Consider the following 23,162-nt stretch of genomic DNA (forward strand, 5'->3'; position numbering starts at 1 on the left):
TGCGTAATGCTGTTGAAACCCAGGGCTGACAACGTAGTATTAGTGATCATACCGCGCTATAACAATCAACACCTATGGAAACCGGAAATGACATTGTCGTGAAAAGCTGGCTGGAGCTGCAGGAAGCGCTCTTCAAAGATAGCTGGGATGAACGGATCAGCCGCTTTCGGTCATCCTATGTATACCGGGGCAACTGGAACAAGGACTTTAACCTGAGCACCAGCCTTATGCGCATCGGCAGCCAGTACGACACGCTGGAGCCACACCTGCTGCGCAATTTTCGGAAGTACGCCCACAACAGCGCCTCTCCCGCCGGCGACTCCATCTGGAACTGGCTGGCAGTGGCGCAGCACCACGGGCTGCCCACCCGACTCCTCGACTGGACGTATTCCCCGTATGTGGCGCTGCACTTCGCGACGGCAGACATTTCGCAGTATGACCAGGATGCCAGCGTGACCTGCATCAACTACGTCAAGACAAGCCAGCACCTGCCGGAGGCGTTAAAAAAAGCGCTCGCGGATGAGGGATCCAACGTGTTCACGCCAGAGATGCTGGAGCCGGTGGCCCCGTCCCTGAAGTCTTTGCAGAGCTTTCAGCAGGAGGATTACGTGATTTTCCTCGAGCCCCCTTCCCTGGATCAACGGATCGTGCACCAGTATGCCCTTTTCTCCCTCATGTCGAGCGTGAAGGCAGAACTCAATACCTGGCTGCGGCAGCACCCCGACCTCTATTTCCGGGTGATCATACCGGCCTCGTTGAAGTGGGAGGTGCGCGACAAACTCGACCAGGCCAACATCACGGAGCGGGTGCTCTTCCCGGGCCTGTCGGGTTTAAGTCAATGGCTGAAGCGCCATTATACCCATTCCTGATTTTTCACGGAGTAATTTGGCAACCTATAGCAGACTTGCTGTATTTAAGTTATATTCAACTTTAGGTAAACAGCCGCGAATTGCAAAACTCATGACTGTTTATACAAGCACCTTAAAATCAATCAGCTATACCTACATCTGTTGATTTTAAGATCAAACAAAGAGCCTGTCTGGATTTCGCTTCCAAAAGGTGAAACTTATACATGCTCTCATATGAATCGGTACTTAAAATAATTTACTCAGCCAGTTAATGAAACTACCCCTATTCCGTCGAGAAAACCAGATGCGTTTTTCTTTTACCCCTCCTCAGCACCCTTTACATATAGCTCGTTCCAGTCGGGGAAGCCATTCACTCCCCATCCTGGCTATGCTCAGCGCCCTCCTGCTGACAAGCGCCTGCTCAGAAGACCGGAAACCAGCTAACACCGTAATGGCCGCCGAACACCGGGACAGCACAGCGACCGCCGCCCCTGCTTTGCCAGCACCAGACACCATGGCTTCCGCCGCTGAAACACCACCAGTCACTACCCCTGTAGCGGAAACCCCAACTGAAACCTATACCTACCCGGGGCCTAAACCGCTGGCGGGCGCTATACTCCCTCAAAAGCGCATTCTGGCATTTTACGGCAACCCTCTGTCGAAGCGCATGGGCATACTGGGAGAGTTGCCCCCTGAGCAAATGTTGCAGAAACTGGACGAAGAGGTGGCCCATTGGGCGAAGGCTGATTCGGCAACCCCGGTGCAGCCTGCACTGCACGCCATTGTGGTAACGGCGCAGGGCCAGCCAAGCGCCGGAGGAAAATACCGGCTCCGGATGACCCATAAGATGATAGACGACGTGCTGGATATGGCCAAGAAACGGGATGCCATTGTTTTTCTGGATGTGCAGGTAGGCCAAAGCACCCTTCAGGAGGAACTGCCCGCCCTGGAGAAATACCTGAAGATGCCGCAGGTTCACTTGGGCATCGACGCAGAGTTCTCCATGAAAAACGGCGGCGTGCCGGGTCGCAAAATCGGCTCATTCGATGCCGCAGACATCAACTTTGCCACGAGCTTCCTGGCCGATTTGGCAAAAGCGAACAATATCCCGCCTAAGCTATTAATCGTGCATCGCTTTACGCAAGGTATGATTACCAACTCAAAAGACATAAAGCTGCGCCCGGAGGTACAGGTGGTGATGCACATGGACGGCTGGGGCGGCCCGCCACTGAAAAAAGACACCTATCGCCGGTATATCAAAAACGAACCGGTTCAGTTTACAGGCTTCAAACTGTTTTATAAAAACGACACCAAGAAACCGCCCGGACGTCTCATGACTCCTGAAGAGGTACTGGCCCTGGATCCAAAACCAATGTATATCCAGTACCAGTAAGCGCATGGTGCTTGCGAGGCAGGATGCCCGCCCGGAAAGAAACCAACCGCATCAACGATGCACTATAGCCTGGCGGGCACCTTCCGCAAATGTGCAGGTATGTTTAAACGCCGTGTATACGCCTTGCCCGGAGGTTGAATAGCTAGTCTTGGAATGCTGAAATTATTTTTTGAAGCGTTATATTATCTCATAAACCCTTCACCCTTAACGTCTTTTGTTTTTTTATGTAGAAATAGAGAAATATCCTGCTTTTAAGGAGTAAAAAGGTCCGGAGTTTGCGTTGTAAAAGAACAAGGCTTTACCACATTTTGCTACTTCTAGTGCATGCAATGAATATCTAAAGCGTCTACACCCCAAAAACCTGGAAACCATGTTGAAAACGCTTACTACCTCTTCGCTGGCAAACTTTACAGTACGGTTCATACAGATCATCATCGTCTTCCCAATGGCCGTGCTGCTGAGTTTTTATATCCCCCCTTACAACTCCATGGACTATGAGTTGCACTTCCTGCTGTGCCTCCTCTTGTCTGCCGCTTTCTCTGTGATCGTGACCAAATACAGCCGCAAGCTGATCGTGCTTATGTTCATTGGCATCCTGGGCACCTTTGTTTACAACACGGCCTTTAAACAGGAGACATTTGAAGGCATCTACGACGATTACAATGCCCTGCTTGTAGATATGACCAGTAATCCGCACAAGGTATCTTACTTCAAGCCTGTGCGCGGTACCTACTTCCAGAACCAGCGCGTGAAGAGCGCCATGCAACCGACACACCCAAAGGTAAGGGCCTTCGCGGTAGCGAACTCAACCCGTTATTTTCATGATGAGTATTACCAGAAGTTCGGCAAGATGACCCGCTACTTCTCGCTTTTCAAGCACGTGCGCCTCAATTGGAAATATGTGAACGACCCATTGGGTATGGACTATTACTCCCCCCCTACTGAAAGCATGAACCTTCTGGCAGGCGATTGCGACGACTATGCCATCTTGCTGGCCTCTTCTGTGATGGCCATCGGGGGAGAGTCCCGGGTGGTTATCTCGCCCAACCATATGTATACCGAGGTGAAGGTAGGGGTTGTAGAAGACCTGGACAAGATCAGCTTCGCCATTCGCACCCTTTTCCCGGACGAGGTCGCAGGAGGCAAAATCCACTTCCACGAGACAGGCGATGACCTTTGGATAAACTTCGACTATACGGCTGCTTACCCGGGAGGCCCCTTTCTGGAGCCAGAGCTTTACAGCGTTATTTCCTTTGAGAAATAGTTTCAGCGGCGCATTTACATTGAGGTACGCAAATTTTTCTGGCTGCAAATCAGCGCATTCCGGCTAAACAGAGATATTTTTTATACTGTGATTTTGCATATTTAAAATCACCGGCTATATTTGCACCACAATTAGGCAGAACGGCCCGTTCGTCTAGGGGTTAGGACGCCAGATTTTCATTCTGGTAACAGGGGTTCGATTCCCCTACGGGCTACCAGAAAATCCCCTCAGTTAATTCTGAGGGGATTTTTTATGCGCTTCGGACACTAATACAGATTCCTATTCCTGTATCTATTATAAAGTGCCCGTCAGCAGCAGCTAAAGCATCCGCTTTTGCGCCCAATCTTTCAGGGGTCATTCACTACTCTGCAGCATCAGTTTGTACAGACTCAGGTCAATCACCAGCTTCTTCAATTGAAAGTACTCATCCTCCAGCTACTGTAGCATATTCAATTCCGACTTTCCTAAACCATCATTATTTTTCTTCCTGTTGTAGAAGGTGGTGGCGGATTTGAATTTTGACAAGCAAATGCTGCAGGACGTTCTGCGAAAAAAGTCTTAAAGCTGGAGCGTCCGGAACTCTCCAGTAACCACGAGTGCTGGTCGATGGATTTTGTGGCAGATCAGCTCTTCGACGGCAGAAAATTCCGGTGCCCGACTATAGTCGATAAGTATAACCTCCAGTGCCCAGGCATACAGGTGAGACAATCATTGAAGGGGAAGACGTGGTGGCCGCATTGGAAAGCATCAGGCAAGAGACTAACACACTGTCCAAACGTATACAGGTGGACAAGGGGAGTGAGTTTATTTCCAAGGCCCTGGATCGGTGGGCCTATGGCAACAAGGTGACACTGGACTTCTCCAGGCCCGGCAAACCTACCGACAATGCCTATATCGAGTCCTTCAACGGGAGCTTCCGAGTTGAGTGCCTGAACGTGAACTGGTACCTTTGCCTGGAGGATACAATGGAGAAGATAGAGGCCTGGCGGCAGGAGTATAATGGCTTCCGTCCACACAGTTCACTGGGTGACAAAACGCCGGAAGAGTGGATGCAAAAAAATATAGCAAAACCCGAATCTTCTACTTTTGACAGATCCTAAAAATGAGAGGAGGTCAATCTGATTACCTTTCCATTATCAATAATGATGTAAAATTGACTATCACTATTCTCTTCCGTCAAAAGGTAAAAAGTACTTGTACCAACCTTGTTTTTATCTCCTTCACAAGCTTTATATGAGTTAAGAAAACCTTTTTCTACTCGCTCAGTTTGGTGTCTTTATCAAGTGTCAATTGCTTGGTCTTAATATTCAGGTTAGCTTTACTGAATTCAATTTTGCCTACTTCCGGAACCCCGTCTACGCAATGTAATTCTATCCCATCCCAGCTGTACAGTTTTACATCCACGTAATTCCATGCCGGCGATAGTGCTCCACATTCGGAGTTCGGCTCAGTTATAGAGTTTGGTTCACCGAATGCTTTCAACAATGTAGATTCATATGACATTGTATTTATCCCGTTTACTGAAATCTCGTCATACCTAACTATGTCAAGTTACTGTGCATTAGCCTAGAAAGCAATTAAGTAAGAAAGATATTCTGGTTAACGTCATTTTCATACTTTAACTACCGTATAACAATTAGTATATGAAAAGTAGGTAATTTCGAAGCACGAAACTTTAGGTTAAGCACGAAATTTGACAAAAGCCAAAACCCTTGATTTTACAACTATCCCGCCTATTTTTTATATACTAACTGGTAGCAAATGGGTTTTATTTTCCATCGAATACTTTCTTTACTTTTTCATACTCTGATTTGAGCATTAATCTGTCATTTGTTAGAGTGATAACTTTGGCTTTTTGCTTAAATTGGTCAAGATGTTCATTCTCCATTGCACACAATAATATTTGTGTTTTTTTAGATGTTCTATTGGTAAGCAAATTTACTATTTTCTCATAATTCGTGTCAGATTGTTCTTGTTGATTAGGTGTGTCAATCACTAATGCAGATTTGACTTCGTTTCCATATTCTTCAACCATTGTAAAAATGCTTAAATAGTATGCTAATATGGCTCTTGAACCCTCAGCAGCTCCACCTTCTTTTATTACTTTATTATAATCGAGGGGCGAATCAATTGAAGAAATATTAACTGCTTCGGCATCTAATAATTCTATATAATCAGAAAAAATTGAACTGAAGGAATTGTTAATCTTTTCTATATCTTCAATAGTAATTAAACCCTTTTGTTCTTTACCTATTTTCCTTATGTCCTTTTTGAGTATGTCTACAGAATTAACTTTTTGAATTTTATCTTTTAATACATTCTGTTTGATTGAATTACCAGCAATGTTTTCTATGATTTGATTAAAATTAATATATCTATATTCTATTGCATCTCCTTTTACAGAATTCTCACTCTTTATATCTCGAGTAATTGGATGTTCTTCATTTATAACATATTTCTCATTTATTTGAAGAATGCTTTCTCTTGCCTTATTTAAGTTAATATTAGCATTACTAAGTTTTTTGGTAATCTTGTCAAGTTCATTTAATATCGATTCTAATTGATTCTCCGCTTGACTCTTGTCCGTCATTATTGAAGTTCTATTTATAATCGAATTCTCGTGGACAGTCCCACATAATGGGCATTCGACTTCATCTTCTTCTATATTTTCAATTGTAAATTTGTAATCTTTATCGAGTTCTGAAATGATTTTTTCAGTAATTATTTGTTGCTGCTCTAGATATACTCTATCACCATTTAATGAGGTTAATTGACTAAGTATTTTCTCCTGTTCTTCTAGTAAATTTTTTAAATCGACTTTAATTTCTTCAGTCAATACTTCGAATTTTTTTGCTTCAATTGTGGCGTTGGTAATATGTGGAATATATTCCTCTACTACTTCTAAAGTTGTTTCAATTCTTTCGATTTGAGCCTGCACAACATTTTTCGTTTCCTTCTTTTCAGCTTTGTCACTTTCAAGTTCAAAATGTTTAGGCGTAAGTAACCCTACGTGGTACTTTATGATTGTACTTCGCCAGTTGGAGAATTGTTCTAATTTTTCAAAGTTGTCCCAAGCTTTTGACCAACTTCTTTTTTTGTCAATATAAAAAGGTAAAAAATAAAATGCCGGTGGTGGGGTTTCCATTAATCCCGTACTGCGATTTGGAAGAAGAGCCTTGAATTCCAAAATCTCAGCTATTTTTTCAGAGTATTCTCCAGTTATCTTTTCGTAATCAACAAAATTACTCTCATTGATTTTTAGAGAAACTTGATTTTTGTATCGTTTAACAATATAATTTCCAGTAGCAACACTAAATTCTACAATAGTTTTGCTATCGGTTTTACTCCAATTTGTATCTAAAGTTGGTTCACATCCAACGCCCCAAAACAATAGTTTAACCAGTGTTGATTTCCCTACACTATTATCAACTGCCGTTATTAGATTCAAAGTTTCGCTGAATTCGAACTGATTTGCTGATTTTGTTGAATTTGATAGAATCAGCAGACGTTTGAATTTTAAGTTTGGCATTTTTGGCTGTTCTTAGATTTCTAATTAATATTTTAAAATTTTCTTTACTCATTATGACATCATTATATATTCACAAATTATTGCACTTTTAATCTCTAAATCATTATTAAATTGTCTTATAAGTTTTTTAGGAATTTCATTTCTTACATTTTCGATTAATTTATCTAAAACATCAACTCCTTTATTGATATTTAATTGAATTTCATCAACTAGAAACTTAGTAGTGTCCATTTGAATAGTGCTAGTATTACTTATTCTTTTTGTTCTATATCTATCGAATGAGCGTTTTAATACTTTCGAATTAATAGAATTTAATCCTATTTCTGAGCATATCGCATGAAACTCAACTTCAACTTTTGTTTCGTCTTTAATCTTAGTAAATGAATTAATAACTTCCGTAACTGTTATAGATGTGAGAGCTTTATTAGTTAATAAATCATTCCATTTTGTAAAATCATAAGTAACTTTTCCTTTTCGGTTAATCTCATCAATCAGTAATCGGTATATCTCGACAGGACTACAATGAGAACTAGGAAATAAATTAGATACTAACTTTGCAATTGAGGCAATTAAATCATTTTGAAAATTCTTTTCAGATAACTCAGGTACGATAAATTGAATATTAGATGGTAATGATGAAATACCCATTTCGTTTTTTATAGCATCCTCTAGTTCCTTAAATTGAGCATCCGATAAGTCATCTAATGTTATTTTATTGAGGCTTAAACCTTCATCCTTGAGAGTGAGTGAAAAGTTATTTAGAGCCACCAAGTTTAATTCTGTTATTCTATCCTTAAATGGTTTTTCAAAACCACTACTTATAAGTTTACCTAATACACATTTTTTGTTCTTTTTTTGATGAACCAATTTATGTGCTGTAAAGCGTCCTTTTGTAGTTTTAACTTGATTAAATTCAAATTTAGCTTTTAAAGCATCTAATGAGTCACTTACGACCACATCTTCGTGAAGTTCTACGAAAACAGCATATTCATTGGCTTTAATGTGGTCGTTTAATATCCGATACAAAGCCCAGTGATATTGATAAGAATATTTCTCAAACGTTTCAGAACCTGCCTTTTCTCGTTGAGCTGCTAGAAGTGGATTTTGATTTGTTTTAACACTCATTGTTCTGGATGGTTGTTTTTTTACCTTGCTGCTAACTACTGTACAATAGGAGTGCCCTCTCCTACTTTCTGCACTATGTGTGGAGTGGTGTGGCTGTTTTTTTGAGGTAACTTTAAAGATGTAGCAGTCATCTTTACTCTAGCCATAGCGAAACACTAATATAGTATACTTCTACAAATTATCAAGCGGACTCACAATTTTATCCAACGCATATGTGGTCACGTGGGTGTAAATCTCGGTTGTTCTACTGGAGCGGTGCCCCAGCAGCGTTTTTATATACCGCAGGTCCGTGCCCTACTCCAGCAGGTGCGTCGCGAAGGAGTGCCTCAGCGTATGTGGTGTAACCTTTCTCTACACGCCCGTCGTCTTCATTCTGGCCCAGAACACACTGCAGATGCTCTCTACTGTGTACTGCCCGCCCGTCTGCCCCTCAAACAGCCACACTTTGGGCTTATATTGCTTGTAATACGCAGGTTCTCCAAAAGCTTCTGCGAGAGCAATGTGGTGCAGTTTTTCTTCCCCTTGTCCCCGCATAAATAAAGCAGGTTCCTGTCCGAGCGAACATCCGTGATCCTTAGGTTAATCACCTCCCCAATGCGCAGGCCACCCGCGTAAAGCAGCTGCAGCATGCAGCGGTGCTTCAGGTTGTCAGTGGCCTCCAGGATGCGCTTGACCTCCTGCTTGCTGAGCACTGTGGGCAGGAGGTCGGGTTCTCGGGCCGCTCCACGTTGTTTAGACGAACCTCGTGGCACCTCAGCACCCGCTGGTAGAAGAACTTCACAGCATTTATACTCTGGTTCACAAAAGAACATGAATAAGTGCCCGCCTGCACCATCTGCCTGTGGTACTGCTTGATGTCCTCGGTAAAGGGATTTACAGCTTCCAGGCCTTTCTCCCTATGGCTGTTCAAAAAGCGCAGCAGCAGGCCATGGTAGGTGCGTGTGGTGTTCATGGAGTAGTTGAGCAGGAACAGTTTTTACAGGTAGCCGATCGGGCAGGTGAGGTAGTCCGATCCCTTCACAAAGGTTTGCTTACAGAGCCTGCGCAGCAGCACGATGTCGCGCACCTCCAGCTCCTGGCTCAACCACAGCCAACTGATACCCTCCATCTCCTCGGCCAGCGCCTGCATGTGCTGCCCAACCTCGGGTATGGCAAAGTACTTCTGCGCCTTCTGCCAGGTGGCACAGTGGCACTGCCAATAGCAAGTAAAGAACCCTACTATTTTGAAAAGAAAGCTGAATGAGCGTGCTGTTGTCGTGCTGTCTGGGCTGAAGTGGTACGATGAACAGTTCTGTTACAACCTATGTCATTAATCGGGAACAATTCCCCTTTGGCTATCAGCAAAGGCTTCACCACCTAGCGCTTTGCCTTGCTTACTTAAGAAATTAAAATTTATACTGAGGGCATTTTCTGATTTAAGACACTAAGTTATAATGCCTTACGGTGATGCATCCTGTTGTAAGTCTAAAGCGACGTATACTAGAAACCATACGCAGCCCGAGCAAATCTTATTTCTGCTACACAGAGTTTTTGCGGTGCGCTTTATACTGAAATTCTATTTCATTAACAGTTGTAAACATTCATGCAGGAGGCCTGTAGTTAATGCATCACTCGTAGCCATCTAAATTTATGAGATTTATACTTTTGCTTGTGTTTCTTTTGCCAATGCTGGCCTTTGCCCAAACAGGTTTGATTACCGGTACGGTGCGTGACCGTAATACCCAAGAGCCCTTAATCGGTGTGTCAGTGCAGGTAGTCGGCAGCCAGCTAGGCACAGTAACCAATGAGAAAGGCACTTTCAGAATAGAAAGCTTACCAGTGGGCAGTTACACAGTGCAAAGCTCTTACATTGGGTATCAGCCTCAATCGAGGTTTAACATCAATGTAACGGTGGGCAATGTCCAGATTCTGAACTTTGAGATGGCACCCGCTGCCAGCGAGCTGCAACAGGTGGAGGTGGTAGCAAACCGCAGGCAAAGTGCTGCTGTAGCCGATCTGGTTACGCCGCTTTCGGTGCAGAGCCTGACGACAGAGGAAATCCGTAGCAACCCTGGCGGCAACTTCGATATTTCTAAGGTGGTGCAGGTGCTGCCTGGCGTTGCTACCAATGGCGCTGGGGGCGGCGGCCGCAACGACCTTATTATACGCGGGGGCGCACCAAATGAAAACGTGTACTACCTCGATGGCATTGAGATTCCACTCATAAACCACTTTACCACACAGGGCAGCGCTGGCGGAGCAACCGGTATACTAAACGTTTCTTTTATAGAAGACCTGAAAGTAAGCTCTTCGGCATTTGATGCGCGCTACGACAATGCCCTGGCATCTGTGTTTGAGTTCCGGCAGCGCTACGGCAACCCCGAGCGTTTCTCTGGCAATGTGCGCCTGAGCGGCTCAGAGTTCGCCACTACCTTAGAAGGGCCTGTGGGAGCAAAAACGACTTATCTGGTATCGGCGCGCAGGTCGTACCTGCAGTTCCTGTTCAAGCTGCTCGATCTGCCCATCCGTCCTAGCTATTGGGACTTTCAGTATAAAGTAGACCATAAACTGAATGATAAAACCTCTCTCTCTTTTATAGGCGTAGGTGCCATTGATGATTTCTCGTTTGGGGTACCCCGCGAAAGCACACCGGAAAATGAGTATATCCTGCGCTCCGTTCCCTATATCAACCAATGGAATTATACAACAGGTGTAGCTTTGAAAAGGCTCGTGAATGATGGTTACGTGAACCTGGCCCTGAGTCGAAACGCCTTCGACAACGCCTTAACCAAGTATGAAGCCGCCGAAGAAGGAGAAAACCAGAAGCTAACGCTAAAATCTGGCTCCCGCGAAACGGAAAACAAGCTGCGCCTGGACGTGAACAAGTATATAAACGGCTGGCGATATGCCTACGGCGTATCGGGGCAGTACGCGCAGTTTACCAATAACATTTACAGCGTGATCCGAAAGGAGCTGCGCGATGAGCAGAATAACCTGCTGCAGCCGGGCATTACGTTAGACTACAACTCCAACCTTGACTTTTTCCGGTACGGAGCATTCGGTCAGGTGTCCAGATCGGTGCTGGATAACAAACTGGGGCTATCGCTGGGTATCCGAACCGATATGAACTCCTTTACCGAAGACGGAAACAACCCCTTGAAAAAGCTATCCCCGCGCCTGGCTGTCTCCTACTTGCTCAACGATAAGTGGACGATCAACGCTTCGTCGGGTATTTACTATAAATTGCCCATTTACACCGTTTTGGGCTACCAGGAAGATGGCAGGTATCTAAATAAAAAGGCCGATTACATTCGGTCTATTCATTACGTACTGGGCACTGAGTTTCTGCCCCGCCAGGACCTGCGCTTTACCCTTGAGGGCTTCTATAAAGACTACAGCAACTACCCAGTGTCTGTCCGGGATGGAATTTCGTTGGCGAACCAGGGCGGTGACTTCGGCGCTATCGGCAACGAGGCAGTTGACACAAACGGCAAAGGCAGGGCGTATGGAGCAGAGTTCTATCTACAGAAAAAGCTAACAGGCACCGTGTTTTCTGTACTATCTTATACCTATGTGCTGAGTGAGTTTGCCGGACTGGATGGACGGTATGTTTCCAGCGCCTGGGATTACCGCCATCTGGTGTCGGGCTTGTTGGGCAAGAAGCTACCGCGTAACTGGGAGTTCGGGGCCAAGTACAGATATTCAGGGGGTGCGCCTGCCACGCCATTCGACCTGGATGCATCCCGCAGAAATTACGCCTCACTGGGTGTGGGTATACTGGATTACTCCAGGCTTAACTCCGATCGCCTGCAGGCTTTCAGCCAACTCGACGTGCGCATCGATAAAAAGTGGAATTTAAACCGCATCACGCTTGACCTTTTTCTGGATGTGGCCAATGTGCTGGTCAGCAACACTCCGGGCTACGATCGTTATACTTTCCAGCGCAACGACGACAATACTGGTTTTGCCACCACAGATGGGAACCCGCTGCGCACCGACGGCAGTAATGCCATTCCGGTAGTCCTAAAAAACACCGACGGAAACCTGGTGCCTACATTGGGCTTTATAGTTGAGTTTTAATCACTTGCATAAAGTATAATTTTTTAGAACACTGCCCCTACCCTATGACAAATGTAAAGACGCTGGCAGTACTGAATGCCCTGTTTTTCCTGCTGCACCTGGTGCCGTCGCAGCTAACGCAGTTGAAGCTTATCAATACCCAAACCATTGGCGATGTGTCGGATAACTACCCTACACTCTTTACCCCTGCCGGCATCACCTTTTCCATTTGGGGGGTCATCTATCTTGCACTTTTCGCCTTCTGTATATATCATTTGGTTAAAGCATATAAAGAGCCGGCTGAGCATGAAGCCAATGCGGACCTGCAGCGACTAGGGTATTTATTTATGGCCAACAACCTGGCAACTGGCGTCTGGACCATCGCCTGGGTAAACGAGTGGCTGCTTGTATCGGTGGTGCTTATACTTATTCAGCTGATAACGCTAGTAGCTATGCACCTTCGGCTGGGCATATTTGATGTAGGCTGCTCTGCAGCCTCGCGCTGGTTTACGCAGGTGCCACTCAGTTTATACTTTGGCTGGATCATTATTGCCACTGTTGCCAACATAAGCGCTGCCTTGGTTGGTGTAGGGTGGGACAGTTTCAATCTGAGTGCTGGGTTTTGGGCCACTTTCATGATTATCGCTGCTACTTTAATCGTTGTGTTTGTCGTCTATGCCAGGTCAAATCCTGTAGTTGGTTTGGTAGGGGTGTGGGCACTATACGGGATTATTTTAAAGCACCGTGAAATAAACGTTGAGGCAAGCCCGCAGATCATCACTACGACATGGATCGCTTTGGTAGTAGTAGCGCTGGTGGTAGTGGTTGTCTTTTTTAGAAATGTAAATAGCAGGCGGAAAGGGGCCTTTACAACTCATTAGATTCGCATAAGAACAACGTCTCTATCAGCTATGCGATCCTGGAACAACCTCTACCGAAACTCCGGACTGTTATTACGTAGAGGAAGAGCCACATTCAAACAACCAAGTTGTGATTTACAAAATCAGGATAAAAATATTATCCTGATTAACCACCCTACCCCTCTTCAGAGCAGATAAGACCAACTTGAGGTTCTAAATATAAATGTCGGTTTCACTTACGACTTACCAAACCATATAAGCTATTTATTAGCGGTAAGCACATGCTGCTGTGGGGTATGCTTGTGCAGGTAAGCATTCGGATCATGCGCGATGGCCCCTTCCGGAAGCCACTGCCACCAATAGCCCAGGTCTTTTCGGATAATGTTACTGTAGAAAGCGGGCAATTGCTGTGATTCTCCTTCAAAATACTTCCTGAAACCGACGTCCTCAACCAGGTTTTTGCGCACCTTCCGGAAGAACCGAAGGCGGCCATACCCTTCCGAGGAAACAGCGCGCATCAGGTTCATCCACTTCGCTGCACTACCGGACGAGGCCATGAAACGCCGGTAAATTGCTTTATTGGAAAAAGTATAGGCTGTCAGATCAATCACTTTGTCGTAGAACTCTACCCAGCCATAGTTTTTCGGTTTAATATTCATGGCCAGGTGATTGTTGAGAAAGTGAAACGGGAAAGGCAGCACCCTGCCTTCGCGTTGGTACTCCAGGTTGAGCGGAGCCGCTTCTCCAAAGGCGCTTAAAAGTGAATAGCCGGGGAAAGCCGCTGGTGAGAGGTCCACAAAACGCTTGGTAAGCTCAAAGGGCTCCTCCCCCGCATCGCTATCCAGCCCCAGCACAAAGTTTGTCTGCACATACGGCACATACTGAAACATCATATTGATGTGCTCTGCGATGCGGCTTACCTTCTCTTCCCCCACAGCGCGTGAAGTTCTTGACTTGTTTCCCAATTCATACCACGATTCTACACCGGGCAACAGAGCCTCAAACCCATTGCACTGCAATACCTTCAGGTGCTCCTCAGTAAGTATTGAAAGGCTGCTTTCCGCAAAAAAACGAAAGCTTCTCAAAGGAGCGGCCGAGGCGATGGCCTCCATGTTGGCATCGAAGCGCACGCCAAAATTGGGGTCGTGCCAGCCAACGGTGGGCTTCTTAAACTTTGTCAGCAGAAATTGCAGGTCTTCTTTGATGACGTCAAAACCCAGTGGCTGGTAATCCACGGTGGCGTCGATGCAAAAGGGACAGGTATAGGGACAGCCCACGCTCCCGAGCATGGGCACCATCTTAAGAAAAGGGGCTTTCCTTAGCGTAGGCTCCATAAATTTCCACCGTTCTTTTACCCCCGGCAGGAGCGCCGGCTGCCGATCCGCAGAAAGGTGCTTCCCTTCGGGCTTCTGCGGGCTGCAGTCCTGAAGCACATCTGCAATAGTGGATTTATGCGTGAAGCCCAATACGTAATCAAAATACTTGACAGCGTCGTCGGGATAACAGCGGGCATGAGGGCCCCCTAACACGGTTACGGCGCCCTTGGTGCGGAAATAGTTGCTGAGGGCATAGGCCAGCAAAGCCGCCTGGGTGAAAGAACAGATAAAAACAAGGTCCACTCCTGTGGGCAGTTCTTTCTGCAGATTTTCCTGTCCCGTATAGCAGATCAGTTTCACGTCATGGCCTTCCTGCTCGCACCAGGTAGCCACTACCTGCGGCATAATACTGGCCAGATTGGCATGCATCACCCTGGCCCATAAGGTACTGCTTGGGCCTTTACTTACCAGATCAATGACACCGATTTTTAATTTTTTCAAGCTGACTTATATTTAAATAAATCATTAAAAGATTCTATAGTAGTTATTTAACGGAAAGGGCTGATTATCGGACACAGAATTATATTGTAAAATAACTACAGCAAGTTGCAATACAGAATGAACGTATGTTGCGCCGCATATGTAGTGGGTGTATAATAACAAATACCATATGAATAACGGAACAGTAAAATTCTTTAATGACCTGAAAGGGTTCGGGTTTATCAAAGAAGCAAATTCAGATCAGGAGTACTTTGTGCACGTTTCTGGCCTTGTAGATGAGATCAGGGAAAATGACGAAGTATCTTTTGACCTGCAGGAAGGAAAAAAAGGACTTAACGCTGTAAATGTAAAGCGCGCTTAGTCTTCAGCATAAACTCACGGAAAAGCCTTACTACACAGTAAGGCTTTTTTTATGGGTACATGTTTTCAGGTGAGCTTTAGCAAGTTCGATAGCCTTTGACAAAGGTAGCAAGAAGCTGATTTCTCAAATCATGCTTTTTAAGAAGAATAAGATTAACCATTTTAGTACCAGTCACTTATAGTTTAAAGACACTCCTATACGTATACTTTACCAGGAAACAGAACAATGCCTGCCACTATGGAAAATGTATATCCTGAAGGTTCAACAGTTTTTGCCAGATCAGCTCCTGCTCTCCCTTTAAAAGTAAGACGCTTTGCAAAACGCATTTATTATTGTACCGACCCGGCCAATCCCCTGGCTAAGGACCAGGTTTTCTATGAACGAGAGTTGATGGAACATCAGACGAGTACCAGCAACGTCTGAATCTCCGCATCACTCATATCGTAAAGTATTTCCTCTAAACCTATGGGTATATGGTTAGATAATTCTACTCTACGGACTACACAAAAGGCCTCCAGTTAACACTAGTGGTCTTTTGTTATTAATCTCGAGCACTATTTGGATCCCGTAAAACCCACTTATACCCATATAACGTTCTTTTTCATACCTCTCCTTTATACCCCATTTACATGAAGTGCCTCGCTTAAACTTACTGTTTCAAACTGTCGGTTGCCACGACTGATGTATCACTCATCATGACGCCGATTGGATTTGTTGAATCTGATGTTGGTGGCGGGGTGGTACTGTTGATAGTCGCGGTGCTATCTGGATCAGTAGAACTTCCACCACCGGTTCCGCAGGCCATCAAACCACCTATTAATGCGAGGGCTACTAAAATCTTTTTCATAGTATGTCTTCTATATTTTCCGAGCTATACTTCCTCAGAATAGTCTCGATTAAACCAGTGGCTGATTACCCTGAAGAAAAGGCTGGGTATATTCCCGTTTGCCTGTTGCCTTATACAATGCATTTGCCAGCGCACCAAAAATGGGCGGAAATAACGGTTCGCCCAGGCCAGTGGGGTCGGCCTCGCTTTTCACGAAATGAATCTCAATCGCTTTCGGGGCTTCGCTGTGCCGGATCATGCGGTAAGTATCGAAATTCTTTTTCTGAGGTACGCCCCCCCGGAAGGTCATCTCGCCATACAGGGCATTCCCGATCCCGTCGATAATTCCCCCTTCCCCCATGTTGGTGGCTGCGTCAGGGTTCACCACAACGCCGCAGTCAACGGCAGCAAATACTTTTTCCACGATGGGCTTGTTTTCACGCATCGACAAATCAACCACCTCCGCGACGTAGGTATTATGACAGAAGTAGGCCGAAACACCCCGGTGCGCTCCGCTATTTCCCTTCTCCCAGTTCGACTTATCGCGCACCAGTTTCAGCACGCCGGCATAGCGTTCCGGGTCATAATCGTTTTGCTCGCCTACGGGTTTGGTCTTGGCGCGGTCCAGAAGCTCCAGCCGAAACGCGATCGGGTCCTTACCTGCAAGTTCTGCCACCTCATCCAGGAATGACTGCTCAGCACCACCCAGGAAATTTGACCTGGGCGCCCGAAATGCCCCAATGGTGATATTGGAGTTCAGCTCCCATTCCTCGGCCAGGTAGTTGTCTACAGCGCCGGCCGGAAAGCGGTTTTGGGCGAACCCAAGCGGGCTTTCCGGAATACCGCCTGCTTTCACCTGATAAGCAATCAGGTTATTCTGGTCGTCGAGGGCGGCTTTGTAAGTGGCCGTGTACGTGGGCCGGTAAATCCCATACGTCATATCATCTTCCCTGGTGTATACCAGCTTGACCGGGGCATTCAGCTTTTGGGAAATAGTCGCTGCCTCCACCAGATGGTGGCCGTAAGCCCTTTGGCCGAAACCGCCTCCCATCCGGGTTAATTTGATTTGGATTTTTTCTCTGGGCATTCCCAGTCGGGCTGAAAGGGCTTGCATAATGAACTCCGGTGCCTGGATCGGGCCGACTATCTCTGCATTCTCTGCGGTAACGTGGGCAAAACAATTGACAGGCTCCATGGCATTGTGCGCCAGGAAAGGAGCCGAATAGGTTCGCTCAATTACTTTGGCTGCTTTTTTAAAAGCTCCCTTAGGGTCTCCGTCCTGGCGAAGCACTTTCCCGGGCTTTTTGGCCATTTCCGCCATTGCAGTCTGATGGGTTTCGGTGCTTTCCAGGCCAGCGGGTATCGTGACGGATTGTTTCCCGCCCCTGCCTGCTATGACTACTGTCGTGTCGGCAATTTTTTCCCATGCTACTTTTAAGGCCTTCTTGGCATTCAGCACCTCCCAGGTGGTATTGCCCACCACTACCACCATCTCCGTGAAAGTGGTGGTGTCAAAACCGTTTCGTTCGTAATCGTCGGCCAGGGTTTTGATGATAAACACATCCTTGATGCCTGGCATGGCTTTGGCCGCGCTATCCTCCACCGACTTCACTTTCAGGCCGAAGGCAGGCGGATGGGCAACCATGGCAATCTGCATCCCCTCTCTTTTGTAATCCAAAGTGAACAAAGGCTTTCCGGTCACGATGTTCAGCCCCTCCACGTTCTTTTTAGAGTTGCCGATGATCTTGAAATCGCTCACTTTCTTCAAGGGTACCTCTTCTGGCACCGGAAGGCCGGCTGCCTGGGAGGCCATTGCGCCATACCCCGCTTCTTTGCCGCTCGCCTTGTGGTATAGGACCCCGCTTTTGGTGGTGATCTCGCTGGCCGGGACCTGCCAGGCTTGTGCCGCCGCCCCAATGAGCATATGCCGGACGGTAGCCCCTGCCGTGCGCAACGGTTTCCAGGCCATCTGCATGGCCAGGCTGCCCCCGGTAAACTGGCGCTCAAACCGCTCCGGGAAGAAATCAGCCTGCTCCACAATCACGTCTTTCCAGTCTATGTCCAACTCTTCGGCTAGCATCATAGGTAGGGAGGTTTTGACATTCTGCCCGAATTCCGGGTTAGGCGACATCAGCGTTACTACTCCGTTGTCACCGATTTTGACATAGCTGCTGAGCTCAAACCATTCTTTAGGCAGCCGCGACGTCTCTTCAGTAGATGGCTTGCACCCGGCCAGCCAGCTAAAGCTTAACATCATACCTCCGCTTGCCAGGGCAGAAACCTTTAAAAAGGCTCTCCGGTTTATCGTTCTTTTTACTTGTGTCATTTGCTGGGAAGGTTAAGGTGGTTAAGACTGAGCGGCTGATTTGATGGCCGCTTTGATACGCATATAGGTCGCGCAGCGGCAGATGTTGCCGTTCATGGCCGATTCGATTTCCTTATCGTCAGGGTTTGCAGTGCGTTTCAGCAAGGCGGAGGCGTTCATGATCTGCCCGGCCTGGCAGTAGCCGCACTGCGCCACATCGTGCTCCAACCACGCTTGCTGTACGGGGTGGTCGCCGTTTACTGACAGCCCCTCGATGGTGGTGATAGCCTGATCGCCTACCGCCGAAACCGGAAGCTGGCAGGAGCGCACCGCCACATCGCCTAAATGGATGGTGCAGGCTCCGCACTGGGCAATGCCGCAGCCGTATTTCGTTCCCACCAGGTTCAGGTGGTCGCGCAGTACCCAAAGCATCGGTGTGTTGGGATCGACATCTACCGTTTGCTTTTTCCCGTTGATTTGTAGGTTGATCTTTGCCATCATACTGTTAAGTTAAGTAAGAGCATGTTTAAATTTCATTTTTGGAAGCGAAAAATGTTCAGGAAGGGTTCTGACGAAGCCTTTTTATCGCCACATAGCAGCGCTATGGGGCGATAAAAAGGCGAAGTCAGGTTCCTTGATGGACGTTTTGTAGCCCAAAAGATGAATTTTAAACACGCTCTAAGTCTAATATCCATATTTATAAGCGGAAAAGGTAACAAGTTCAAAAGTTCTTGTGCCTGTTGTACTCTTCATCCGTTACCGGCTCCAACCAAACTGTCGGTCCGTTTTCCCTTCCTGTAATAGCGATTTGTATAAACTCGCTATCTGCACTTGCTCCGTGCCAATGCGGTACATCTGCCGGGCATTTCACCACATCTCCCTTAACCAGAACTTTCTTTGGGCTTCCTTTCTCCTGGTAATAACCTTCTCCATCAAGCGCCAGAATTATTTGTCCGGCCGGATGCGAATGCCAGTTCGTCCTTGCACCAGCTTCAAAGGTTACACTTCCTAATGCGTTTTGGTTGATACTATCCGATTGTACCAACATGGTTAAATAGGCATTGCCATTAAAGTTTTTGTTTTCAATCTTATCACCCTTCGGAAAAATGGTTTCTTTGCTTGATTCCATACCTGAAGTATGCGCTGAATCCTGTTGCTGCGCACAGGAAGATGTCAACACCCCAGCCAGGAAAAAAACAGCAAGATTTTCAAACTTCATGAGGCTAAACTTTAGAGGTTCTCTTGATAAAAATCAACCAGCTTATCCACCGCCTGCGCCACATATTCAGGTTTCCAGTACGTTTGGATATGCGTGGCGCCATCAATAAGGAATAACTCCTTCTGCTTGGCGTTCGTGGCTTTATTGTAGGCATCCTCCGTCATATAGTATGTATCGGCTTTGCTTCCTGCAATCATCAGTAATGGCTGATTTATCAGGTCCATGTTGGTGCTGGCATCAAACGTCATCAGGTCCATCAAACTACTCATCGTATACCTGAAGGTGGAGTTTGGCTGTGCGTGCGTTCTGTGGTAGTAATAGTGGCCTTCGCGATAGAGCTCATACGGCATTTTGTCTGCCATTTCATCCGTTATCTCTGTGTTGGCCGCATACAGCACTTCCCCTCCGGCTGCTTCCAGTGCCCTCGCTTCTGAGGCTTGTTTCAAGCGTTCCTGGATAGTTGAAAGTTGTGAATCCTTGAAACCGTTTCGCCTCACGACACCCGAGTTAAACATGCTTAAGGTGGCAACTGCTTTAAAGCGTTTGTCGGCCTGGGCGGCCTTCAGAGAGGACCCTCCACCACCACATATACCGAGCAATCCAAGTCTTGACGTATCCACACCTTTATACCGGGAAATAAAGTCGCCCATGGCATGGATATCCTCAATCCGGTGTGCGGGTTTATCTACATTGCGAGGCATACCGCCACTGGCACCCTGATAAGCTGCATCAGCCGTGATGGTGATATACCCCAGTTCTGCTAATCGCTGGGCATACAGGCCCGCTACTTGTTCTTTTACGCCTCCGTTGGGATGCGCGATGACTATTGCCGGATATTTCTGCCTTGCATTGTATTTGGCGGGGTGTATACATTTGCCGCTATGGTAATCTCGTCAATTTTATAGGTTACCGGATGGATGTTTACCTTTCCTTTTACATTTTCGGTAATGGCTCCGGCATATACCAAGGTATATGGATTTTGGAGCTGTGCCTTTTGAGTGGCCTGCGCCTGCCCCCTACTCACAGTTACTATTGACAATGCTAATCCGATGATTAATGATAAACTTTTCAAGTTATGAATTTTAACCTCATCCACTCTTAGCGGCTTTTCAGTACTTCATCCAGCACAGCCTGGGCCGCTTTCCCTTCGTTTTTTCCTACAGTGGATGCTATGATGCCAGCGAATTGCCGCAACTGACCAGGTGAATAGCCAACATTCAGGCAAATGTTAAAATGTCCTCGCAGCATAGGCTCCACGCCACCCATACTGCTGAGCGCCGATATAGTCACCAGTTCTCTTTCAGGGTAGCTCAACACATCGCGCTCAAAAATATCGGCAAAAAGATGCTCTTTAAGGAAAACCTCTATTTCAGGCGAGAAGGCCGCATACCCTGTCTTAGGTCCATCTTGCGGCGTTCCTGTTAAGTCACCCAAAACCGCCTTTCCCCTTTCATACCTGCTTCGCTCATCCCTGATCGGGGAGGCTTCTGGTCCCCATTCATCGTGGATGCCTTTGGCCTTGCGCTCATCCAATACGGCCATCAAGGTTTGAAGTCCGCGGATACTGCGGGGAAACCCACAGTAAGCATACAGATGGACAATTGCCTCTTTGGTCTCGTTGACGGTTAATCCTGCATCCAGTCCCTTGTTCAGCGCAGATTTCAGGTGTTGCAGTTCGCCTTTGGCCGTGTAGGCCGCTATCGGTATAAGGCTTTGCTGCTCCTTTGTCAGGCGCTGATTTTGAGGAGTTTCATTTTGTGCCCAAGTTTGGTAAGTTGAACCGAGGGTAAGGACAGCCAAACAGAGAAGATACTTGAAAGTGAATATTTTCATTTCTTTTTTTCGTTCATGAATTTAAGCTGGTCCCGGTGATGGCTTACAGTACCTGTATGCTTTGTAGCCACTCGATTACCTCGGTCCGGGCTTCTGCTCTTTTGTCTCCCTTGATCGCCAGGAGTATGCCGTCTCTTTCCAACCCGCCTTTCATGGAAAAGCCTTTCAGTATGTTGGCATCAGGGCACAAGTCGTTTACCGTCTCAAAGCTGCTTCCTATACCGTACCCGCCATTGGTATTGAAGGGAATCACTGTTTTGCCGCTTAAATCGTAGGCGTGCAAAAAGCTTTTCATGGGGGGCGGTAGCTGCATGTCCCAGGTCGGGAAGCCGAGGAACACCGTGTCGTAATCCTGGATGTTCCCTATTTTAGTCTTGAGAGGAGGCAAATACCCCGTTTCGTTTTCGCTGTGCACCTGCGCCACGATGGCTTTGTAATCCTCCGGGTATGGCGTCTCCAGCTCCAGCGCTACCAGAGTGCCGCCTACCTGCTCCTGTATGATTTCCGCAATAGCCTTGGTGTTGTTTGTCCGCGACAGGTATACAATCAGGATGTTTTCATGCTTTAAGGCTTCCTCGGTTTCAAGGGGGGGACTTTGTGCATTCGAACAAGCCGATAGCATACATACCGCTGCGCTTACCATTACCCAAAACCTTGCTATCCTTTTCAACATTAGTCTATTCGCCTCTCTTGTAAAGGTCCAAAGAGTAAAGGATACTTGTTGTAGACAGATTACTGAAATTCCTACCACTATTACTGATCCAGTTCTTTTTCCTTTAACCATTTGGCCAAAATACCCCATGCGCAATCGGGTCAAAGGTGCCGGGAGCCGTCACTACCGTGCCCCACCGCAAAGCTGCCTTGTTCCTGAATCACCAGAGGCTCCTTGCCTGTGCCCTCTTTCATGGATACACAGCCTGCCATACTCACAGCGGCGATCAGGTATAATAGAGTACAGTAGATTTTACGACTTAGTATTTCCAGGCGATCAGATATTTTCCCGGCTAGTAGTCTCTTTTACAGCTCTATGGCGATTGACTTCTATAGTCTGCCACAGCCTGCCCTCCATTCATTCAAACCATTGCTAGCACCTTTCTGTGGTATGGTTATGACCTTACTAATGCCGAATGCTATGCGTATCCCGCACACTGCTGAATGTCAGGTCCAACAGTTTCCAGCCATCCGCTTGCTTTTTATAGACTTCGGTAACCGTAAATTCATTCGACACCTCCTGGCCCCGAACCACAGCCTGTAATGTAATGCGGTTCCAGAGGATGGCTGTGTCGTCAATAAACTCTACCGCAACATCATGCACATCGGCATTTTTGTACCAGATACTTCCGGATTTAATGATCTCAAGCTCCTCGTCTTTCTTCCAGGTTCCACTCATGTGCACAAACTTTGACTTGTCGTGGAAGAGCGTGGCGAGTTTGTCCACGTTTTTGTCTGCCATCCATTGCCATTTTTCTTTGGAAAGCGCCCGGAGTTCTTGCTCTGCGTTGGGCCCAACCGTTGTGGTTGTGCTAAGGTTGTTTTGTGAGAGGTTATTTTGGGAAGCGCATGACCCAAGAACGCTCATGAATAAGAAGAGTCCGATAATTGATATTCTCATTTGGTTTGTTGTTACTCCCATTACCTTTAAAAAAGGGGACAGAAAATGGTTTTTCACTGTTGCGTTTTCAAAGGATATTTTATGGAAACCCAGTTGGCAAAGGTGCAGGCAAAAGGTCTGGATATGCAAGAG

22 protein-coding genes and 1 tRNA gene are annotated in these 23,162 nt (G+C 46.6%); 8 read left to right on the top strand and 15 right to left on the bottom strand.

Translation table 11 applies throughout. From position 1 onward, the window contains the following. The first annotated feature begins 74 nt into the window (after window positions 1-74). The 5 genes from MKJ04_RS09585 to MKJ04_RS09605 all read left to right on the top strand — a co-directional run bounded on the left by MKJ04_RS09585 (window position 75) and on the right by MKJ04_RS09605 (window position 4,605). On the top strand, window positions 75-869 hold the full coding sequence (locus tag MKJ04_RS09585) for an FRG domain-containing protein (protein ID WP_241641400.1): 795 nt from the start codon (window positions 75-77) through the stop codon (window positions 867-869). A 367-nt stretch (window positions 870-1,236) separates the two neighbouring features. Continuing rightward, a complete protein-coding gene (locus tag MKJ04_RS09590) occupies window positions 1,237-2,241 on the top strand; it encodes a hypothetical protein (protein WP_241641401.1) in 1,005 nt (334 codons plus the stop codon). A gap of 370 nt (window positions 2,242-2,611) precedes the next feature. After that, window positions 2,612-3,505 carry a transglutaminase gene (locus tag MKJ04_RS09595; RefSeq protein ID WP_241641402.1) on the top strand — a complete coding sequence of 298 codons (894 nt, stop codon included), beginning with the start codon at window positions 2,612-2,614 and terminating at the stop codon, window positions 3,503-3,505. 142 nt (window positions 3,506-3,647) lie between these two features. Further along, a tRNA-Glu gene (locus MKJ04_RS09600) sits at window positions 3,648-3,722 on the top strand. 466 nt (window positions 3,723-4,188) lie between these two features. Continuing rightward, window positions 4,189-4,605: an integrase core domain-containing protein gene (locus MKJ04_RS09605; protein ID WP_241641403.1), complete on the top strand. Its 417-nt coding sequence runs from the start codon at window positions 4,189-4,191 to the stop codon at window positions 4,603-4,605. A gap of 668 nt (window positions 4,606-5,273) precedes the next feature. On the opposite strand, the gene MKJ04_RS09610 is transcribed toward MKJ04_RS09605, so the two are convergent. The 5 genes from MKJ04_RS09610 to MKJ04_RS09635 all read right to left on the bottom strand — a co-directional run bounded on the left by MKJ04_RS09610 (window position 5,274) and on the right by MKJ04_RS09635 (window position 9,288). Next, window positions 5,274-7,034 (bottom strand): hypothetical protein, encoded by a 1,761-nt coding sequence (locus tag MKJ04_RS09610; RefSeq protein ID WP_241641404.1) that lies wholly within the window; start codon window positions 7,032-7,034, stop codon window positions 5,274-5,276. A 51-nt stretch (window positions 7,035-7,085) separates the two neighbouring features. Further along, on the bottom strand, window positions 7,086-8,159 hold the full coding sequence (locus MKJ04_RS09615; protein ID WP_241641405.1) for a DUF4297 domain-containing protein: 1,074 nt from the start codon (window positions 8,157-8,159) through the stop codon (window positions 7,086-7,088). A 401-nt stretch (window positions 8,160-8,560) separates the two neighbouring features. Next, entirely contained in the window at window positions 8,561-8,911 is a 351-nt protein-coding gene (locus tag MKJ04_RS09625) for a tyrosine-type recombinase/integrase (protein WP_241641406.1), read from the bottom strand. Further along, window positions 8,800-9,111: a phage integrase N-terminal SAM-like domain-containing protein gene (locus MKJ04_RS09630; RefSeq protein WP_241641407.1), complete on the bottom strand. Its 312-nt coding sequence runs from the start codon at window positions 9,109-9,111 to the stop codon at window positions 8,800-8,802. The genes MKJ04_RS09625 and MKJ04_RS09630 overlap by 112 nt, the downstream gene beginning before the upstream one ends. Before the next feature lie 24 nt (window positions 9,112-9,135). Then, a complete protein-coding gene (locus MKJ04_RS09635; protein ID WP_241641408.1) occupies window positions 9,136-9,288 on the bottom strand; it encodes a hypothetical protein in 153 nt (50 codons plus the stop codon). Between the two features lie 500 nt (window positions 9,289-9,788). On the opposite strand from MKJ04_RS09635, the gene MKJ04_RS09640 reads away from it, so the two are divergent. Beyond that, a complete protein-coding gene (locus MKJ04_RS09640; RefSeq protein ID WP_241641409.1) occupies window positions 9,789-12,218 on the top strand; it encodes a TonB-dependent receptor in 2,430 nt (809 codons plus the stop codon). A gap of 44 nt (window positions 12,219-12,262) precedes the next feature. After that, window positions 12,263-13,078 carry a hypothetical protein gene (locus MKJ04_RS09645; RefSeq protein WP_241641410.1) on the top strand — a complete coding sequence of 272 codons (816 nt, stop codon included), beginning with the start codon at window positions 12,263-12,265 and terminating at the stop codon, window positions 13,076-13,078. A gap of 239 nt (window positions 13,079-13,317) precedes the next feature. Here MKJ04_RS09645 and MKJ04_RS09650 read toward each other — a convergent pair whose 3' ends face one another. Further along, entirely contained in the window at window positions 13,318-14,874 is a 1,557-nt protein-coding gene (locus MKJ04_RS09650; protein ID WP_241641411.1) for a hypothetical protein, read from the bottom strand. A 169-nt stretch (window positions 14,875-15,043) separates the two neighbouring features. On the opposite strand from MKJ04_RS09650, the gene MKJ04_RS09655 reads away from it, so the two are divergent. Next, window positions 15,044-15,235 carry a cold-shock protein gene (locus MKJ04_RS09655; protein ID WP_241641412.1) on the top strand — a complete coding sequence of 64 codons (192 nt, stop codon included), beginning with the start codon at window positions 15,044-15,046 and terminating at the stop codon, window positions 15,233-15,235. A gap of 649 nt (window positions 15,236-15,884) precedes the next feature. Here MKJ04_RS09655 and MKJ04_RS09660 read toward each other — a convergent pair. The 9 genes from MKJ04_RS09660 to MKJ04_RS09700 all read right to left on the bottom strand — a co-directional run bounded on the left by MKJ04_RS09660 (window position 15,885) and on the right by MKJ04_RS09700 (window position 22,997). Beyond that, a complete protein-coding gene (locus tag MKJ04_RS09660; protein ID WP_241641414.1) occupies window positions 15,885-16,082 on the bottom strand; it encodes a hypothetical protein in 198 nt (65 codons plus the stop codon). 49 nt (window positions 16,083-16,131) lie between these two features. Next, window positions 16,132-18,387: a xanthine dehydrogenase family protein molybdopterin-binding subunit gene (locus MKJ04_RS09665; RefSeq protein WP_241641415.1), complete on the bottom strand. Its 2,256-nt coding sequence runs from the start codon at window positions 18,385-18,387 to the stop codon at window positions 16,132-16,134. Window positions 18,388-18,408: 21 nt separating this feature from the next. Continuing rightward, entirely contained in the window at window positions 18,409-18,864 is a 456-nt protein-coding gene (locus MKJ04_RS09670; RefSeq protein ID WP_241641426.1) for a (2Fe-2S)-binding protein, read from the bottom strand. Window positions 18,865-19,087: 223 nt separating this feature from the next. Further along, complete coding sequence (locus tag MKJ04_RS09675) at window positions 19,088-19,585, bottom strand: cupin domain-containing protein (protein ID WP_241641416.1); 498 nt, start codon at window positions 19,583-19,585, stop codon at window positions 19,088-19,090. A gap of 11 nt (window positions 19,586-19,596) precedes the next feature. Further along, window positions 19,597-20,454, bottom strand: coding sequence for an alpha/beta hydrolase (locus tag MKJ04_RS09680; RefSeq protein WP_317246711.1), 858 nt, complete (start codon window positions 20,452-20,454; stop codon window positions 19,597-19,599). After that, window positions 20,409-20,681 carry a hypothetical protein gene (locus tag MKJ04_RS09685; protein ID WP_241641418.1) on the bottom strand — a complete coding sequence of 91 codons (273 nt, stop codon included), beginning with the start codon at window positions 20,679-20,681 and terminating at the stop codon, window positions 20,409-20,411. The genes MKJ04_RS09680 and MKJ04_RS09685 overlap by 46 nt, the downstream gene beginning before the upstream one ends. Before the next feature lie 2 nt (window positions 20,682-20,683). Then, on the bottom strand, window positions 20,684-21,418 hold the full coding sequence (locus MKJ04_RS09690) for a carboxymuconolactone decarboxylase family protein (RefSeq protein ID WP_241641419.1): 735 nt from the start codon (window positions 21,416-21,418) through the stop codon (window positions 20,684-20,686). A gap of 43 nt (window positions 21,419-21,461) precedes the next feature. Further along, on the bottom strand, window positions 21,462-22,040 hold the full coding sequence (locus MKJ04_RS09695; protein ID WP_241641420.1) for a flavodoxin: 579 nt from the start codon (window positions 22,038-22,040) through the stop codon (window positions 21,462-21,464). A 495-nt stretch (window positions 22,041-22,535) separates the two neighbouring features. Then, window positions 22,536-22,997 (bottom strand): nuclear transport factor 2 family protein, encoded by a 462-nt coding sequence (locus MKJ04_RS09700; RefSeq protein ID WP_410896819.1) that lies wholly within the window; start codon window positions 22,995-22,997, stop codon window positions 22,536-22,538. Window positions 22,998-23,162 lie beyond the last annotated feature (165 nt).

Origin of the sequence: Pontibacter sp. E15-1 (assembly GCF_022601975.1) — a bacterium.
Classification (GTDB): Bacteria; Bacteroidota; Bacteroidia; order Cytophagales; family Hymenobacteraceae; genus Pontibacter.